The following is a 14,419-nucleotide window of genomic DNA, read 5'->3' as shown; positions in this document are numbered from 1 at the left end:
GATACAGCGACTCCGGAGTTCCTCCACCGGGGTCCGGGCCCTTGCTCTGCCCGGACCGACCGGCCCGGGCCGACTCGCCCACTCCTGGAAGTCTGATCATGACGACCATTAACCTGGCGACCGTCTCCGAGGCGGAGCCTTCCACCCGGGCTAACCCGTTCCCCGGCGCCGACACGTACAGCTGGACCCGGGCCTTCTCCGAGGCGTTGGCCCTCGACACAGGACTGCCCCCGCTGGTGACCGACGCCATCGCGGCCTACGTGATCCGCCCGAAGCGCTACCTCACGAAGGCGCGGACGGAGACAGTCCACCGCCTTCGCTCCGGGGTGATCGTGAAGGACGAGCAGACGGGCCTGCACGTCCTGTCGGTGACCACGCACGGCTTCGCCGGCACCCCGACCGAATACAACGAACGTGTGCGCAGCGCCTTCGACAGTCCTGCCCAACTCGACGCCTCCCCTGTCCGGGTGCTCCCGAGGCTAACCACCGGGTCCGGCCCGGACGGCACCCCGCTGCCGTTCGTGACGACCGCCGAGCCGGTGGAGCCCACCGTCCTCAACACCCTGTTGGGCATCATGGACGTCGCCCTCACCGAGGCCGACCGCAAGCGCGGCTACGACCTCGCCGAGGACATGACAGTCTTCGGCCAGACCAACCGCACCATGCACGTGCCCTTCGTGCGGACGATCACCGAGAACCACCAGGGCGCCCCTGTCATCCGCAAGGTCGTCGACCTGGTGGCCATCAAGGGCAGCAACCGTTCCCGGGCCCGTCTCAAGCTTCACGGGCTGACTGCACGCAGCACTGCCTTCGGTGTCCCTATCGACAAGCTCGACCTGCCGGAGCCGAGGGCCGGCCAGCCCGCACCGCCGGAATACATCGCCGACCCCGTCATCTGGGTCCCCGCCTTCGCGAACACGTTGCGGAACGCGTTCGCCTCGACCGGGCACCGCCTGCACGAAACCGCCCAGGCTGCCGCTGAGGTCGCAACCGTTCAGATGCAGATCATCGTCGGGACGGACAACCCCGCCGAGTTCCACAACACGGTGTTCGACCCGAACCGCGCCGACCACCGCCGCCCGCAGCTCGACTACCCGCTCGCGGAGAAGTCGACCTCCGACATGCGCGCGGTCCTGCGCGAGGCGAAGACCTCAGGCCGCATCACCGAGCCCGTACGGGCCTGGCTCGCCGGCGAGGACAGCGAGCCGGACGCCCTCCCCGGATCGGTCACCGACGCCCGCGACCGCCGCGACCGGGCGCTGCTCGGCATGGCCTTCCCTAAGGAGCTGGAGCACGACCGCGAGGTGGCCCGGGTCCTCGGCGAGCCCGAGCGGCACTACGACAGCCGCGAGGAGAACGTCACCCTCCGGCTGCGCATGGTCTCCGCCGCTATCGCCGAGGGCTACCGGACCCGGTGGAACCCGCGCCTGCTGGACGGCACGCTCTACTCCAACTTCATCGCCACGCGCGGCACCCTCGCGGACCTGCCGGACTGGCGGACCGCGCTGGTCCAGGCCGAGGCCGACAAGACCGAGCTGTACGACTTCCTCGTGACGCGGGGTCTGCACTGGCTTGCCGAACACGGCATGGTCGAGGCCGACCGCGGGTCGGCCGACGGCCAGCGGGGACCGGGCCGGCGCAGCGGCGTCAGCGCCCGCAACGCCCTGCTGCTGAAGCCCGTGCAGACCATCGCCCTGATGCGCGAGATCGCCCGCGCCAACGACGTCGGCACCCCGCCCCGGCAGATCGATGAGACTGGCGCTCCGGTCGACGGCACTGTCGCCGACCGTATCTGGTTCAGCGTGACCTTCCCGAAAACCGGGCGCGCCAAGAAGAAGGTGGACGACCGCCCCAGCGCGTCGGACAGCGCCCCGCCCCAGCAGCCGAAGAGGAGCCCGGAGCAGGTCCTCCTCGACGCCCAGCTGCGCCTCGTCACGAGCCTGTCCAGTGAGTTGCCGCAGGCCTTCCTTGCCGCGCTGGCCGTGGCTCGCGAGGCCATCGCCGCCGGCGCGGCGGTCGGCAAGCCCGCGCTGGCCGATCCGCCCTCCTACAGCGTCGAGGTGATGGAGCAGGCCCTGATCCGACTCAAGCGGGATCTGGGTTATATGCAGGCCGGCTTGTCCGACATGAAGGGCGAGACCGAGGTCACCATCGACTCGGCCACTGAGCAGGTCGCCAACGCGGAGGGCGAGCGGTGAGCCGCTCCGTGCTGCCGGCTGGGCCGGTGCTGACCGCACCGCTCCTGGCCGGCCTGGCGCTCGTCGGCGGCCGCTACCTGCAAGCGACCTACCTGCGACCGCTCCCGTGGGCGGACCGCGGGCACTTCAACGACCTGGGTGTCCTCACGGGGATCTACCTGGTCACCGACATCGCCGGACGGCTGCGCTGGCTCGGTCAGGCAAGCCGCCTCGACGGTCTGCCCGGGCGCCTCGACGGGCACGACCGCGATCCGGCCAAGAGGGCCGTCTTCGCCTGCGTGCGGGTCCTGCACCTGGACGACCTGACGCCCACCGAGGCCCTGAACGCCGTCGAGGGGCGATGTGCGGACCTGCTCGGCGTTCGGCAGAGCATGAAGCCGCGCCGCTGGCCCCCGGCGACGAACTGGCTCTCCCTGGTCGCCTAACGCGATGGTGGCCGACACCCACGTAGGTGCCGGCCACCACCCAGTGGTGACCCCGATCCGCCGTCGCCCTTCGGGCGGGTGGTCCACGACGTGTGGCCAAGTCCTCGGGAGTGAACATGCGGATGCCGACTCGAGGTTGTCTGACACGGAACTCGGTTTCACGTACTGCGGAGCCGGGTCACTGTCACCACGGCGTGGCGGGTCGTCCCGGCCAGAACCTCAACCACCAGACCGGGAGCGGCAGTGGTGTAGGGCTCCCCCGCCCAGGTGCGCGTGCCGCGCGGCGGGCCGCTCGCCGCGAGGTGTACCGCGACCTGGGCCGCGAGCGGCGCCTTCAGGGACTGGGTGAGCGCCACGCGCCCGTCGGGGAGCCGGACCGCGAGTGCCCGCGGCCGCGCGGCCGGCCCGGTGTAGCCGACGATGTCGGCCTCCACGGTCTCGGAATGCCTGATCTTTTTCCAGACCCGACCTGTGGTCCTGTAGACGGAGGTGGCCTGCTTGGCGACGATGCCCTCGATGCCGTGCTCCGGGAGCTGTTGGTACCAGGTCATGGCCACTGCCGGGTCGTCGGTCATCGGGACCAGCTGGATCGGCGGCTTGATGTCGTACGCCTCCAGCAGGTCGACGAGTAGGGCACGGCGGTCGTCGTACCGCCGTCCCCGGACGTCGCCGTGCTCGGGGTGGAGAAGGACGTCCCACGCCACGAAATGGGCGGGCAGGTCCTCGGCGAGGCGGCGCGCGCGGGCCGGGGTGGACAGGGCGCGCGACTGCGCGGCCGCGAAATCGATCCGTCCGTGGGCGTAGATCACTGCCTCTCCGTCGAGGACCAGGCCCGGCGGGAGCATGTCGAGCGCAGCAAGGGCCAGGTCCATCCAGACCGGTGTGACGTCCCGCCCGGAGCGGGCCTGCAGCCGGACGGTCTCCGCGTCCCGCCAGATGACGGTCCTGTGGCCGTCAAACTTCATCTCGTACCGCCAGCCCGTCCCGACCGGCAAGGTCGGGACGAGCTCGGCGAGTGCGACGTCGACGGGAAAGTCCACACGATCAGACTCCGGCCGCCGCGGCGCCCGTGCATGCGGACGGAAGCTACCTGAGAGGGGCATCACCGCCTTCACGACCAGCGTGAGCGGGGCGTCCTGGGCGGCCAGGGTCGCGCCATAGGCGATCGCGACGTGCTCGATGGCCTTGACCGCCGCACACAGGACGCGGGCCTGGGGCTCGGCGAGCTCGTCGCCAGCGTCGACCGCGAGCGAGGCGAGGGCGATCGTCGCGAGGGTGACGAGCGCCGCGAGCAGAGCGAGGTGCTCGAACAGGTTGGGCATGCCTGCCTCTCCGGGCCGGACGGTCGCCGGCCTCACCCCTTCCGCTGAGAAGCAGGCCGCCATACAGGATCGAAACGCGAAGTGAGACGCACGTCACACACCACCGTCCCGGGCCTCTGATTCAGGGCCCTCCCGCTCATTGCGGCCACTGCTCGGAGCGGGGCGGTATCGAAACCACCCGTTCGAACGCTTGTACTATTCTGCGTTATGGTGGATACCTTAAGAGGAACCAGGTCAGGGGAGGGACAGGCGATAGACGGAGGTGCGGGGCCGTGGATTTACTCATCTGCACGTCGCCTCCGGCTACTCGGCCCGCTACGGCGCCTCCCTCCCCGGCGCGCTGGTGCAGCGCGCCGCCGAGCGCGGGATGACGACGCTAGCGCTGACCGACCGGGACACCGTCGCGGGCACGGTCCGCTTCGCCACCGCCGCCGCGGCCGCCGGAATCCGCCCCGTCTTCGGTGTCGATGTCGCCGTCGCCCCGTTCACCTCGCCCGACCCGGCCGCCAGGCGGCCGCGTACGCCGGTGCGCGGCGGCGCGCACGTGCTTGAGCCGCCGCTGCGGATCACCCTGCTCGCGCAGAACGCGGCCGGGTGGGCACGGCTGTGCCGCCTGGTGTCCGCCGCACACGCCGAGGCCGACGGTGCGGCGCCGGTCGTGTCCTGGACCACCCTGCACGCGCACGCCGACCAGAACCTGGTGGTATTGCTGGGCCCGGCCTCCGAACCGGTGCGGGCCCTGTCGGCCGGCCGCCCCGACGTTGCCGAGCAGCTGCTCGCGCCGTGGCGGGAGTTGGCCGAAGAGCAGCTGCGGCTGGAAACCGTGTGCCTGGGACGGCAGGGCACCGGAGCGGGATCACTGCGGCTGGCCGCGCGCACCGTGGGCCTGGCCGACCAGCTCGGCGTCCGTACGGTGCTGACGAACGCGGTCCGCTACGCCGACCCCGACCAGCACCGGCTGGCCGACGTTCTCGACTCAGCCCGGTTGCTGCGGCCCGTCGACCGACGGCATCTGGATGGCGGCGAACGCTGGCTGAAGGGCCCGGACGCTATGGCGGCGGCCGCCGACCGCATCGCCCAGGCCGTCGGCAACGGCCCCGCCCGGGCGGTCCGTCTCCTGGCCGAGACCGAGGCCACCGGCCAGTCCTGCACCCTCACCCCGGCCGATCTCGGGCTCGGGCGACCCCACTTCCCCGAACCCTCCGTCGTCGGCGCTGGCCCCGAGCGCGGTTCAGCAATGCGGCTGCTGCGGCAGCGGTGTGAGACCGGGATGGTCGCCCGGGGCCTGGACACGGATGAACATGCCGTACGACAGCTCCGCTACGAGCTGGAGGTCATCGGACGGCTGGGCTTTGAGGGGTACTTCCTGGCCGTGGCCCAGGTCGTCGCGGACACCCGGGCGCTGGGAATCCGGGTCGCCGCGCGCGGCTCCGGCGCCGGCTCCATGGTCAACCACGCGCTGTTCGTCGCCACCGCCAACCCGCTCGAACACCGGCTCCTGTTCGAGCGCTTCCTCAGCGAGCGGCGCACGTCGTTGCCGGACATCGACCTCGACGTGGAGTCCGAGCGGCGCCTGGAGGTGTACGACGCGATCATCGAGCGATTCGGTCGGGAGCGGACCGCGGTCACCGGCATGCCCGAGACCTACCGGGCCCGGCACGCCCTGAGGGACACCGGCCTTGCCCTCGGGATTCCGCCGCAGGTCGTCGGCGAGATAGCCAAGAGTTTTCCGCACGTCCGGGCCCGGGACATCCGCGGTGCCCTGGCCGAGCTGCCGGAGCTGCGGCAACTCGCTTCCCAGGCCGGAAAGTTCGGGCCGCTGTGGGAGCTCGCCGAAGGCCTGGACGCGCTGCCCCGAGGCTACGCCATGCATCCGTGCGGAGTGATCCTGTCGAACGCGGCGCTGCTGGACCGGCTTCCGGTGCAGCCGACCCCGGCCGGCTATCCGATGGTGCAGGCCGACAAGGAGGACGTCGAAGATCTTGGTCTCCTGAAGCTCGACGTCCTGGGCGTCCGCATGCAATCCGCGATGGCGTACGCGGTCGCCGAGATCCGCCGCACGACCGGACGCGTGCTCGATCTCGACAACCCCGACAACGTCAGCCTGAACGACCAGCAGGCCTTCGAGATGATCAGGGCCTCGGACACCGTTGGCCTCTTCCAGCTCGAAAGCCCTGGTCAGCAGGATCTGGTGGGCCGCCTGCAGCCCCGGCACATGCAGGACGTCGTTGCCGACATCAGCCTCTTCCGCCCCGGCCCCGTCTCCGGGGGCATGCCTGCCCTATACATTGCCGCCCGGCACGGCGCCGCCCCCACGTACCCGCACCCCGATCTGGAGCCGGTGCTCAACGACACCTACGGCGTGGTGATCTGGCATGAGCAGATCATCGCGATCCTGGCGACGATGACCGGCTGTGACCGTGCCGTCGGCGACGTCGCCCGCCGCGCCCTGGCCGACCCCGACCGGCTGCCGAAGGTCGAGCAGTGGTTCCGTCGTATGGCCAGCGAGCGCGGCTACCCCATGGACGTTCTGGACGAGGTGTGGGAGACCGTCTCCTCCTTCGGCGCGTACGGCTTCTGCCGCGCTCACGCGGTGGCCTTCGCCGTCCCTGCCCTGCAGTCCGCGTACTTGAAGGCGCACTTCCCGGCGTATCTGTACGCCGGGCTGCTGGAGCACGATCCGGGCATGTGGCCGCGCCGGGTCATCGTCGCCGACGCTCGCCGCCACGGCGTTGCCGTGCTGCCCGTCGACGTCAACCGCTCCCGCGGGCAGCACAGCGTGGAGCAGACCGAGCAGGGCTGGGGGGTGCGCCTGGCGTTCTCCACGGTCAAGGGCATCACCGAGGCGGAGACCGCCCGCTTGGTGGCCGGCCAGCCCTACACCGGCCTGCAGGATCTGTGGCTGCGCGCCCGCCCGTCCCTGCCGCTCGCCCAGCGCCTGATCCGCATCGGCGCCCTCGACGCCCTCTCCCCCGGCCTGACCCGCCGGGACCTGCTGCTGCAGGCCACCGAACTGCACCGACAGTCCCGCAACCGCACGGCCACCGACGGGCAGCTGCCGCTGGGCGGCGAACTGGTGACCGCAGCCCCGAGCGGGCTGCCGGAAATGAGCAGCCGCGACAAGCTCGGGGCCGAACTCGACACCCTCTCCATCGACGTGAGCCAGCATCTGATGGAGCACCACCACCGGCTGCTGCGCGAGCTCGGCGCGACCGACGCCGCCCACCTGCGCGGCATGGTGCCCGGGCAGAAGGTGCTCGTCGCCGGAGTGCGGGCCTCCACGCAGACGCCGCCCATCCCGTCTGGCAAGCGGATCATCTTCTGCACGCTGGAGGACGGCTCCGGACTGGTCGACATCGCCTTCTTCGAGGACTCCCACGAGGCGTGCGCGCACACCGTGTTCCACTCCGGTCTGCTGCTGGTCCGCGGCACAGTTGAGGCCCGCGGCCCGCGCCGCACCGTCGTCGGCGAGATGGCCTGGGACCTGGACGAGGTGGCCGCTGCCCGCCGCGACCACGGCCCCCAGGCCGCCCTCGACCTCCTCGGCCGCACCAGCCCAGCCCCCACCCCAGCCCAGCCCGCCGCCCCGCAGCGCACGCTCGCCGACGGCACCGCCGGGGCCCGCCTGCACCCGTACGCCGACCTCCAGCCCGCCGGCACCCGCTCGGCAGACCTGCGCCGCCTCGGCCACCGGAGTCAGGGAAGTGCCGGGTGATCGCTATGGGTCGTCGCATCCTTCACTTGCGGTTCGGCCTCCCGGCCGGCTACGACGCCGAACTCCCCGAGCGGCTCCGCCGCCTCTTGGAGGACATCACACCGCGTGTGCAGATGATCGAGCCGGACATGGCTGTGCTGGACCTGACCGGGGCGATTCCGTACTGGAAACGGGACGCCCGCGGCCTGACCGAGCTGGTCCAGCTGCGCGCGCTCGCCCACTTCGGTCTACACAGCTCGGCGGGTTGCGCCCCCAACCGGATGCTCGCCGCCATGGCCTGCGCCCTCACCCCACCTGGGCAGCGCACCGTCATCGACGACTCCCCCGAAGCGATCGCCGACTTCCTGCGCCCGCGCCCGGTCCGGGAGCTGCCCGGTGTGGGCGTGCGGACCGCCGCGACGCTCGGCGAGTACGGCCTGCACACAGTCGGCGATGTTGTCCAAGTCCCCCAGCTCACGCTGCAACGTCTGCTCGGCGCCCGGGCTGGCCGTGCCCTCCACGAGCACGCCCAGGGCCGCGACACCGCCATCGTCGACCCCACCCCGGCCCCGGCGAGCATCAGCACCGAGCACCGCTTCGTCCGCGACGAACTCGACCCGACCCAGCACCGTCGCGCCCTGCTCGCCCTCGCCGACGACCTCGGCGCCCGCCTCCGCACCTCCGGCCAGATCGCGAGCGGCCTGACCTGCACCATCCACTACGCCGACCAGAGCTCCACCCGCCGCAGCCGTGTCCTGTCCGAAGCGACTCAGCACACCGTGCTCCTGGCCCGCGCGGCGTACGTGGTCTACGAATCCCTCGGGCTCCAGCGCGCCCGGGTCCGCAGCATCGCGCTGCGCGCAGACGCCCTTCGGCCCGTCGACCTGGCCACCCGGCAGCTCACCCTCGACGCGAGTGACGACAAGCCCCTCGCGATCGAAGCCGTCTCCGATCGCGCCCGCGCCCGCTTCGGGCACCAAGTGCTCTACCCCGCCGCCCTCGCCATCGGCTCACGTCGCTCCTCAGCTCGGCACCGGGCCCAAGGCAGTCGTCCCGAAGGACCGCGTGCGACATAAGCGCGACAGCGTCAGGCAACGGTAGGCACCCCCCTGCCGAGGAGCGGCGATGACTCAGGACAGCTATTGGGACCTGCTTGTCCCGGATGACAGCGGACGGCCGGTACGCGAGGAAGTCGCCCGGCTGATCTATGCCTTCGACGCGATTGCGGACGAGCGTCGCACCCGCGCGGGCTACCTCCAGGCGGCGGACAACGCGCTCGAGATCCTCAGCCGGCGCGGGCTCCTCAAGCCAGAGGCGGCTTACCGAGCGGCCGACCGCGCTCGGTCTGAGCCTCCAGCAGAGCGGCCACGTCCGGAGTCCTCGTGAAGACGGGGCCGTTCCAGTGTGCCGGGACCGCCACGGGCGCGAGGTCCACCGTGGTGCCGTGGACGCGTGCGGCGTCGAAGAGGGTCTGCAGCATCTGCACGCCCGCCAGGTCGAGCGCGCCAAGCCGGGCGTGCCACGTCTGCGTCTCCGGCTCGTACGCGGCGATCTCGCGGAGCTTGTCGAGTTGCTTCTGCCACTGGGCATCGGCGGCCGGCACTGTCTGGATGGTGGCCTCCAACACCCATGCGTTGTCACGGAAGTTCGGCGAAGTGGTCATGTAAGGGACGGTAGACGTCGGCACTGACACTCGCCCGGTCGGGTGAATCCGGAGCCTGCAGAGAACCCCGGCGGGCACGAAGACGTACTGACAGGCGTGGAACCGATCCAAGAAGTGCACCTGTCCGAACCCGGCCTGCTCGTCATCGACGTGGCGGGTATCGACGACGCTACCGTCCTCGCCTTCCAGGCCGCGATCGCCCGGACCTGGGGAACCGCGCCCGCCGAATGCACCACCCGAGATGCCGGCCAGCCGGGTGTGCGGCTGCGGATGTACACCGATCTGCGGCAGGTCCTCGAGGAGGCTTCCCCGCCCGAGCGGGTGTCGGCGGGGACATAGTGAGGCGTGGTCCGTCACCACGGGGGGAGTGACGGACCCGCCCGGGTCCACGGTGCCACACCAGGTCCAGGTGCGCGGGGTCTCCGGGTGAAGTCGCCGCGGGTCAACTCGACGTCGGGCGAGCGGGGGTCGTTACGTGCGGGCCTTCAGTAGAGCGAGGACGGCGGCCGTGTACGCGCGGGATCGGTCCCAGACGGCGAAGTAGTCGGTGTGCAGTTGGTCGAACTCTTCGTCCCGGCCGGGCTGGACGCGCATGCCGCTGCCGCGGCCAAGGACAGGCCGCGGATCGGTGGCAGCGATCGCCCTCCGAAGGCCGTGCCGTCGGGGATGTACGCCTCGTACAGGCTGTCCCGTTTGCGGTAGCCCACCCGGCTGGCCTGCAGCAGCCGTGCCTGCTTGGCGACCTTCTGCACCAGCGGGTCGTCCGGGCTGCCGAGTCGGAAAAGGCTATCGGTTCGTCCGTACCCCGCTCGGCGTCGTGGCAGGCCGGGCCGGGCTGTTCAGAGAAGGCGGAGGACGCCGACAACCTTGCCGAGGATCCGCGCCTCGTCGCCGGGGATCGGCTGATACGACGCATTGCGCGGCATGAGCCACACCCGCCCGTCCTGTCGGCGCAGCACTTTCACCGTGGCTTCGTCGTCCAGGAGCGCGGCGACGATGTCGCCGTGGTCGGCGCTGTCCTGCCGCTTGACGGTGACGATGTCGCCGTCGCAGATCGCCGCGTCAATCATGGAGTCGCCGGACACAGTGAGGGCGAACAGGTCGCCGTCGCCCACGACCTGGCGGGGCAGGGAGTAGACGTCCTCGACCATCTCCGTGGCGAGCAGGGGTGCGCCGGCGGCGATCCGGCCGACGAGCGGCACGTCGACGGGCGTCTCGCTCCGGTCTCCCAGATCGGGCGCCCACGAGGGCCGCACCCGGTAGGCACGGGGACGGTGCGGATCACGGTAGAGGACACCCTTGCGTTCCAGCGCCATCAGCTGGTGGGCGACCGAGGATGTGCTCGCGAGATGCACGGTCTGGCCGATCTCCCGCATTGACGGCGGGTAGCCCTGTCGGCGGACCGCCTCCGTGATACAGCGGACGATCGCCGCCTGGCGGCTCGTCAGCTCCCCCTCGGCAGTCCGGATACCCGGAGGACGACCTCGGCGTGCGGGCGCGGCGTTCTCCATCCGGGGCACCTCCGTACAAGATCTCGCAGAGCGCGACGATAACCCGCCATCCCGCGTAAAAGGAACACTGTTTACGACGTCCTCGGAGAAGAAGGTGCAGGTCTGCGCTTCGAGCATCTCCAGCTCGACACACCGACCCGACGCGTCAAGGGGCAGCGGTCCCCCACTTCGCCCCACTTCCATGAGCGCAGCCCAGTGCCGCTAAGCGGGGCGTACCGGACTTCCGGGGCGGGGACCGAAGGCGTAAAGCACCCCAATCCGGGGCTCCGGCGGGCTGTTCCCCACTTCACCCCACTTACGGCAGAGGCCTCTGCTCGCGCAGCACCAGGTGCTTCGATCACTTCACGTAGACGAAGCGCGGGTTCTCGCGCATCGCGTGCACCGTTCACAAGGTTCATGCCCGACGGGGCTCGTGACCGAGGCGGTGTCGGCGTTCCATCGGAGTACCGGCACAGAAGGGAGGACAGAGGTCCTGGGCGCTCCGGACGACCATGGTGCCGGGGCGTATGTCAACGCGGAACCGCGGCCGTTGCTTGGCCACTTCATGGCCATCTCGGCGAAGCGTGGCCACTTCGCGGCCACGTTCAGAGAGCTGCCCCGAACGCGAGACGACCGTGCTTCGATGACGGCGCGCTTAACGATCTTTAACGGCGTTAGCGGAGTCCGCCGCCTGAAGGGGGTGTTGGCGCGCAGCGCGCTCGGCTTCGATCGGAGAAATGCCGGCGCACGCACCGGTCCGAACTGCACCACACGATCTCCCGAGGGGAAGCCGGGCTGGACAGCCCGTCACGCCGGTCCGGCCGGCTTCTCCCCGGGTCACAGAAGAACCCCGGAACTGGAGGAGTACATCCCCGTGACTCAGACCGACCGTAGCCCCTCGGCGCCTTCATCGACCATGGCGAAGGCGCTCACCTGGATCAGCGCGTTATCCGTGCTGGGCACGATCATCGCCGTCATCGTGCTCACTCTCAGCGGCAACAGCGACTACCTAGCACCCGTGATCGGACTCGGAGCCGCGGCGGCTGCCACTGGCGGAACGGTCCAGGTCCGTATCCACGTCCGCCGCTGAACTCTGCTTTGCCCTGTGCAAGACCCGGCGCCGGGTCCGCCCTCGGGGGAAGGGGCATGGCCCGGCGCCGGGAGCTGGTTTCCGACTGTGCCGCTGGCCGGACGGCAGGGGCGTGTTCAGCTGTAGCCGCGCAGTACAACCGCCTTCTGGCTCCGGCTCAGCGAGTACGTCCGGCGGAATGCCCATCCGGAACTCAGAGCCTGGATTTCGTCTTCGGTGAAGCCCCGGTGGAAGGGATCGGCGTCCGGCTTCCTGCTTACGCCGGGCTGGTCGACGTACACGAGCGCGTAGAAGGTGCCGGAGGGAAGCAGCCAGCGTCCGACGTCTGTCAGCAGCCGCTCGTATTGGAGATACGGGAGCGCGTAGCGGCAAGTCACGAGGTGGACGCTGCCCGGACGCAGGTTGTGGTGAATGGGATCGCCGTCGATATCCCAGTACGTGTACGTAACGTTGGGCGCCCCGGCCGCTGTGGCCTGGCGGAGGGCTTCGGCGGAGAAGTCGAAGCCGTGTGTGTTCAGCCCCCAGGCGGCGAGCTGCCGAGTCCACTGGCCGTTGCCGCACGCGAGGTCCACGGCTGATGTTCCGGGGCTCGGGGCGACGTGGTTGTAGAAGAGCTGGGCTTCCTTGTGGCTGACCATGGTGGGCCAGCCGGTCTGGTACCAGTGGTCCCACTGCTCGGGCGACAGGCGCACTCCGTTTGGGCTGCCGGTTTCATGTCCTGCCGCCTCGGCGGAGGCCTGCGAGCGGGTCACAGCGACACCTCGCCCGGCAGCAGCTGAGCCCGGACCGTCTTGAAGCGGGCGTCCTCGGACATGAAGCAGCTGAGCCTCGCGCCCAGGAGGCGTGCGTACTTCAGCCCTCTTCCCTTCTCGCCATCGCGGGCGGCGTCGCTGAGCGGGATGTCCGGGCGCGGGTCCTGCACGTCGATCACCAGCGCATCGTCCTCGGTCACGGCCAGGCGTACGGCCATGCGCGTAGGCGCCTTGTCGTCGGGCTGGGCGTGCAGGACGGCGTTGTGCGCGAGCCGGGACAGCACCTCGATCGCGGTGGCGATGTCACCGGGCCATCCCAGCAGGGTCAGGAACATGCGGGCATGGTCCCGGAGTTGGCGCAGGCTCGCCGGGGCCATGGCGTAGGAACGGGACCATTCCCGGTCGACAGGCGCGGTGAGGACGGCCTCCGAGTCGCCGGAGGCCTCGGTGACGGGCGGGAGCGTTTCATGGTGTCCGGCGTGGGGGTAGGCGGCGAACGCCGGGAGGCTCAGCAGCCACTCGCGAAGTTCTCGCTGCTCTGCCGGGGTGGTGGCTACCTCGTGCTCGGCCGGTACGACCAGGCCGGCTGCCTCGCCGGTGGCCAGGAGCCGTTCGACGGTGCGCCAACCGGTGCGCTGTCGAGCCGGGATGTGCAGGGGTGCCAGGTCGTATGCCTCGTGTGCGACGGTCCACCCCTGCTGTTCGGCGAAGTTACGCAGGGTCGCGAGCGTCTGAACGGCGATCCGGGAGTTGATGCTGGTCGCGTACAGCACGACGTCCGCACCGGCCGGGGCGTCCGCCGCCGGTGTGCGGGGCGGGCTGGCAGTGATGGGTGTCGGATGGGTCATGCCGTCAGCTCCAAAGCCTTCGAGGTGATCGTTTCGGCGCGATGCAGCTGACGGAGGCGGGGCGCCGTGTAGGCGGGGAAGCTCACGGGGCTTCCCTTCCGGCGCCGACCGTCTCGATCTCGGCCCAGATGACGGAAGTGCCGTCGTGCTGGGTGTGTCCGAAGCGGTCGGCGGTTCGCGTCAGGAAGGCGAGCACGTGGACGTGGACCGCTTCGCTGAGCGCTGCGGGGACCGGTGCCGAGATACGGAGACCGGTGTCGGTGGCTTCGGTCCGGACGGCCTCGGGATCGTCGTCTCCCAGAGGTATGCCGAGCGCGGTGCTGAGCATGGAGGCGATCGCGGTGGCCCTGGTCGTCGGCGAGCTCACGGATCTCCCCTGTACACGCGTGATCACGTAACGTATATCTGATGCATTAGCTTGAACCTGATGCATTAACTTGTCAATCGAGAGCCGTGAACCGGCACCGAGAGCAGCCGCCGACCAGTACGGAGTCCGCGCATGGGCAACGCCGAGCCGCCGCCGCACCAGGTGGTCGCAAGCGACCTGCGGCGTCGACTCGCGCAGGGCGAGTGGGAGGTGGGCGCGAGGCTGCCCTCCCGCGCACAGCTCGCCCAGCACTACGGCGTGGGCCCCAACGTGCTGCAGAAGGCCATGGAGCGCCTCATTGTCGAAGGACTCCTCGAGGGCCGCGCGGGGTCAGGAACCTACGTGGCCCCGCCACGCGAGCGGCGCCGGATGATCCGCTCCCGGCACCGCGAACGCCGCGGCGGCAGCCCCTTCCGCGCCGACATGTACGAGGTCGGCAGCAACGGAACCTGGGAGTCAGCCTCCGAGGCCCGCACGCCCGCCCCGGAGCGCATCGCCCGGCGCCTTGGCATCGAGCCCGGCGACCCGACCGTGCGCACGGCGTACGAGTTCCTCGCCGACGGCAAGCCC

At 70.5% G+C, this 14,419-nt stretch carries 14 protein-coding genes; 7 read left to right on the top strand and 7 right to left on the bottom strand.

Annotation, left to right across the window (positions count from 1 at the left end):
• Positions 1-98: 98 nt before the first annotated feature.
• Positions 99-2,198: a hypothetical protein gene (locus ACWGJB_RS38525; protein ID WP_453384695.1), complete on the top strand. Its 2,100-nt coding sequence runs from the start codon at positions 99-101 to the stop codon at positions 2,196-2,198.
• A complete protein-coding gene (locus ACWGJB_RS38520; RefSeq protein ID WP_409083627.1) occupies positions 2,195-2,623 on the top strand; it encodes a hypothetical protein in 429 nt (142 codons plus the stop codon). Before ACWGJB_RS38525 ends, ACWGJB_RS38520 begins: the two co-directional genes overlap by 4 nt.
• Positions 2,624-2,781: 158 nt before the next feature.
• Here ACWGJB_RS38520 and ACWGJB_RS38515 read toward each other — a convergent pair whose 3' ends face one another.
• Positions 2,782-3,945, bottom strand: coding sequence for an ATP-dependent DNA ligase (locus ACWGJB_RS38515; protein WP_453384694.1), 1,164 nt, complete (start codon positions 3,943-3,945; stop codon positions 2,782-2,784).
• A gap of 262 nt (positions 3,946-4,207) precedes the next feature.
• Here ACWGJB_RS38515 and ACWGJB_RS38510 point away from each other — a divergent pair, with 262 nt between their 5' ends.
• Positions 4,208-7,660 carry a DNA polymerase III subunit alpha gene (locus tag ACWGJB_RS38510; protein ID WP_453384693.1) on the top strand — a complete coding sequence of 1,151 codons (3,453 nt, stop codon included), beginning with the start codon at positions 4,208-4,210 and terminating at the stop codon, positions 7,658-7,660.
• 26 nt (positions 7,661-7,686) lie between these two features.
• Positions 7,687-8,715 (top strand): DNA polymerase Y family protein, encoded by a 1,029-nt coding sequence (locus ACWGJB_RS38505; protein WP_453384692.1) that lies wholly within the window; start codon positions 7,687-7,689, stop codon positions 8,713-8,715.
• 227 nt (positions 8,716-8,942) lie between these two features.
• On the opposite strand, the gene ACWGJB_RS38500 is transcribed toward ACWGJB_RS38505, so the two are convergent.
• A complete protein-coding gene (locus ACWGJB_RS38500; RefSeq protein WP_453384691.1) occupies positions 8,943-9,302 on the bottom strand; it encodes a hypothetical protein in 360 nt (119 codons plus the stop codon).
• A 96-nt stretch (positions 9,303-9,398) separates the two neighbouring features.
• Between ACWGJB_RS38500 and ACWGJB_RS38495 the strand changes: the two genes are divergently transcribed.
• The gene (locus ACWGJB_RS38495; RefSeq protein WP_390849057.1) at positions 9,399-9,641 is read left to right on the top strand and encodes a DUF6207 family protein; all 243 of its coding nucleotides are present in this window, start codon (positions 9,399-9,401) and stop codon (positions 9,639-9,641) included.
• A gap of 132 nt (positions 9,642-9,773) precedes the next feature.
• On the opposite strand, the gene ACWGJB_RS38490 is transcribed toward ACWGJB_RS38495, so the two are convergent.
• Positions 9,774-9,896, bottom strand: coding sequence for a hypothetical protein (locus ACWGJB_RS38490; protein ID WP_390849056.1), 123 nt, complete (start codon positions 9,894-9,896; stop codon positions 9,774-9,776).
• A gap of 245 nt (positions 9,897-10,141) precedes the next feature.
• Positions 10,142-10,813, bottom strand: a complete 672-nt coding sequence (gene lexA / locus ACWGJB_RS38485; RefSeq protein ID WP_390849055.1) for a transcriptional repressor LexA — start codon at positions 10,811-10,813, stop codon at positions 10,142-10,144.
• Positions 10,814-11,666: 853 nt separating this feature from the next.
• Here lexA and ACWGJB_RS38480 point away from each other — a divergent pair.
• The gene (locus tag ACWGJB_RS38480) at positions 11,667-11,882 is read left to right on the top strand and encodes a hypothetical protein (RefSeq protein ID WP_359438249.1); all 216 of its coding nucleotides are present in this window, start codon (positions 11,667-11,669) and stop codon (positions 11,880-11,882) included.
• A 116-nt stretch (positions 11,883-11,998) separates the two neighbouring features.
• On the opposite strand, the gene ACWGJB_RS38475 is transcribed toward ACWGJB_RS38480, so the two are convergent.
• The 3 genes from ACWGJB_RS38475 to ACWGJB_RS38465 all read right to left on the bottom strand — a co-directional run bounded on the left by ACWGJB_RS38475 (position 11,999) and on the right by ACWGJB_RS38465 (position 13,849).
• Positions 11,999-12,634, bottom strand: coding sequence for a class I SAM-dependent methyltransferase (locus ACWGJB_RS38475; protein ID WP_453384690.1), 636 nt, complete (start codon positions 12,632-12,634; stop codon positions 11,999-12,001).
• Positions 12,631-13,482 carry an ATP-binding protein gene (locus tag ACWGJB_RS38470; RefSeq protein WP_453384689.1) on the bottom strand — a complete coding sequence of 284 codons (852 nt, stop codon included), beginning with the start codon at positions 13,480-13,482 and terminating at the stop codon, positions 12,631-12,633. The genes ACWGJB_RS38475 and ACWGJB_RS38470 overlap by 4 nt, the downstream gene beginning before the upstream one ends.
• 82 nt (positions 13,483-13,564) lie before the next feature.
• Positions 13,565-13,849 (bottom strand): hypothetical protein, encoded by a 285-nt coding sequence (locus ACWGJB_RS38465; protein ID WP_453384688.1) that lies wholly within the window; start codon positions 13,847-13,849, stop codon positions 13,565-13,567.
• 132 nt (positions 13,850-13,981) lie between these two features.
• On the opposite strand from ACWGJB_RS38465, the gene ACWGJB_RS38460 reads away from it, so the two are divergent.
• A partial coding sequence (locus ACWGJB_RS38460) for a GntR family transcriptional regulator (protein ID WP_453384687.1) occupies positions 13,982-14,419 on the top strand: 438 nt, incomplete at its 3' end.

Source organism: Streptomyces sp. NPDC054813 (assembly GCF_053611365.1).
The sequence above is the reverse complement of the archived record's forward strand: the minus strand, read 5'-3'. Positions and strand labels throughout refer to the sequence as shown.

What these genes read in the sequence shown, in the direction of transcription:
- ACWGJB_RS38525 (WP_453384695.1), top strand. Translation starts at nt 99, where the DNA reads ATGACGACCATTAACCTGGCGACCGTCTCCGAGGCGGAGCCTTCCACC.
- ACWGJB_RS38515 (WP_453384694.1), bottom strand. Translation starts at nt 3,945, where the DNA reads ATGCCCAACCTGTTCGAGCACCTCGCTCTGCTCGCGGCGCTCGTCACC.
- ACWGJB_RS38500 (WP_453384691.1), bottom strand. Translation starts at nt 9,302, where the DNA reads ATGACCACTTCGCCGAACTTCCGTGACAACGCATGGGTGTTGGAGGCC.
- ACWGJB_RS38490 (WP_390849056.1), bottom strand. Translation starts at nt 9,896, where the DNA reads ATGCGCGTCCAGCCCGGCCGGGACGAAGAGTTCGACCAACTGCACACC.
- lexA (WP_390849055.1), bottom strand. Translation starts at nt 10,813, where the DNA reads ATGGAGAACGCCGCGCCCGCACGCCGAGGTCGTCCTCCGGGTATCCGG.
- ACWGJB_RS38470 (WP_453384689.1), bottom strand. Translation starts at nt 13,482, where the DNA reads ATGACCCATCCGACACCCATCACTGCCAGCCCGCCCCGCACACCGGCG.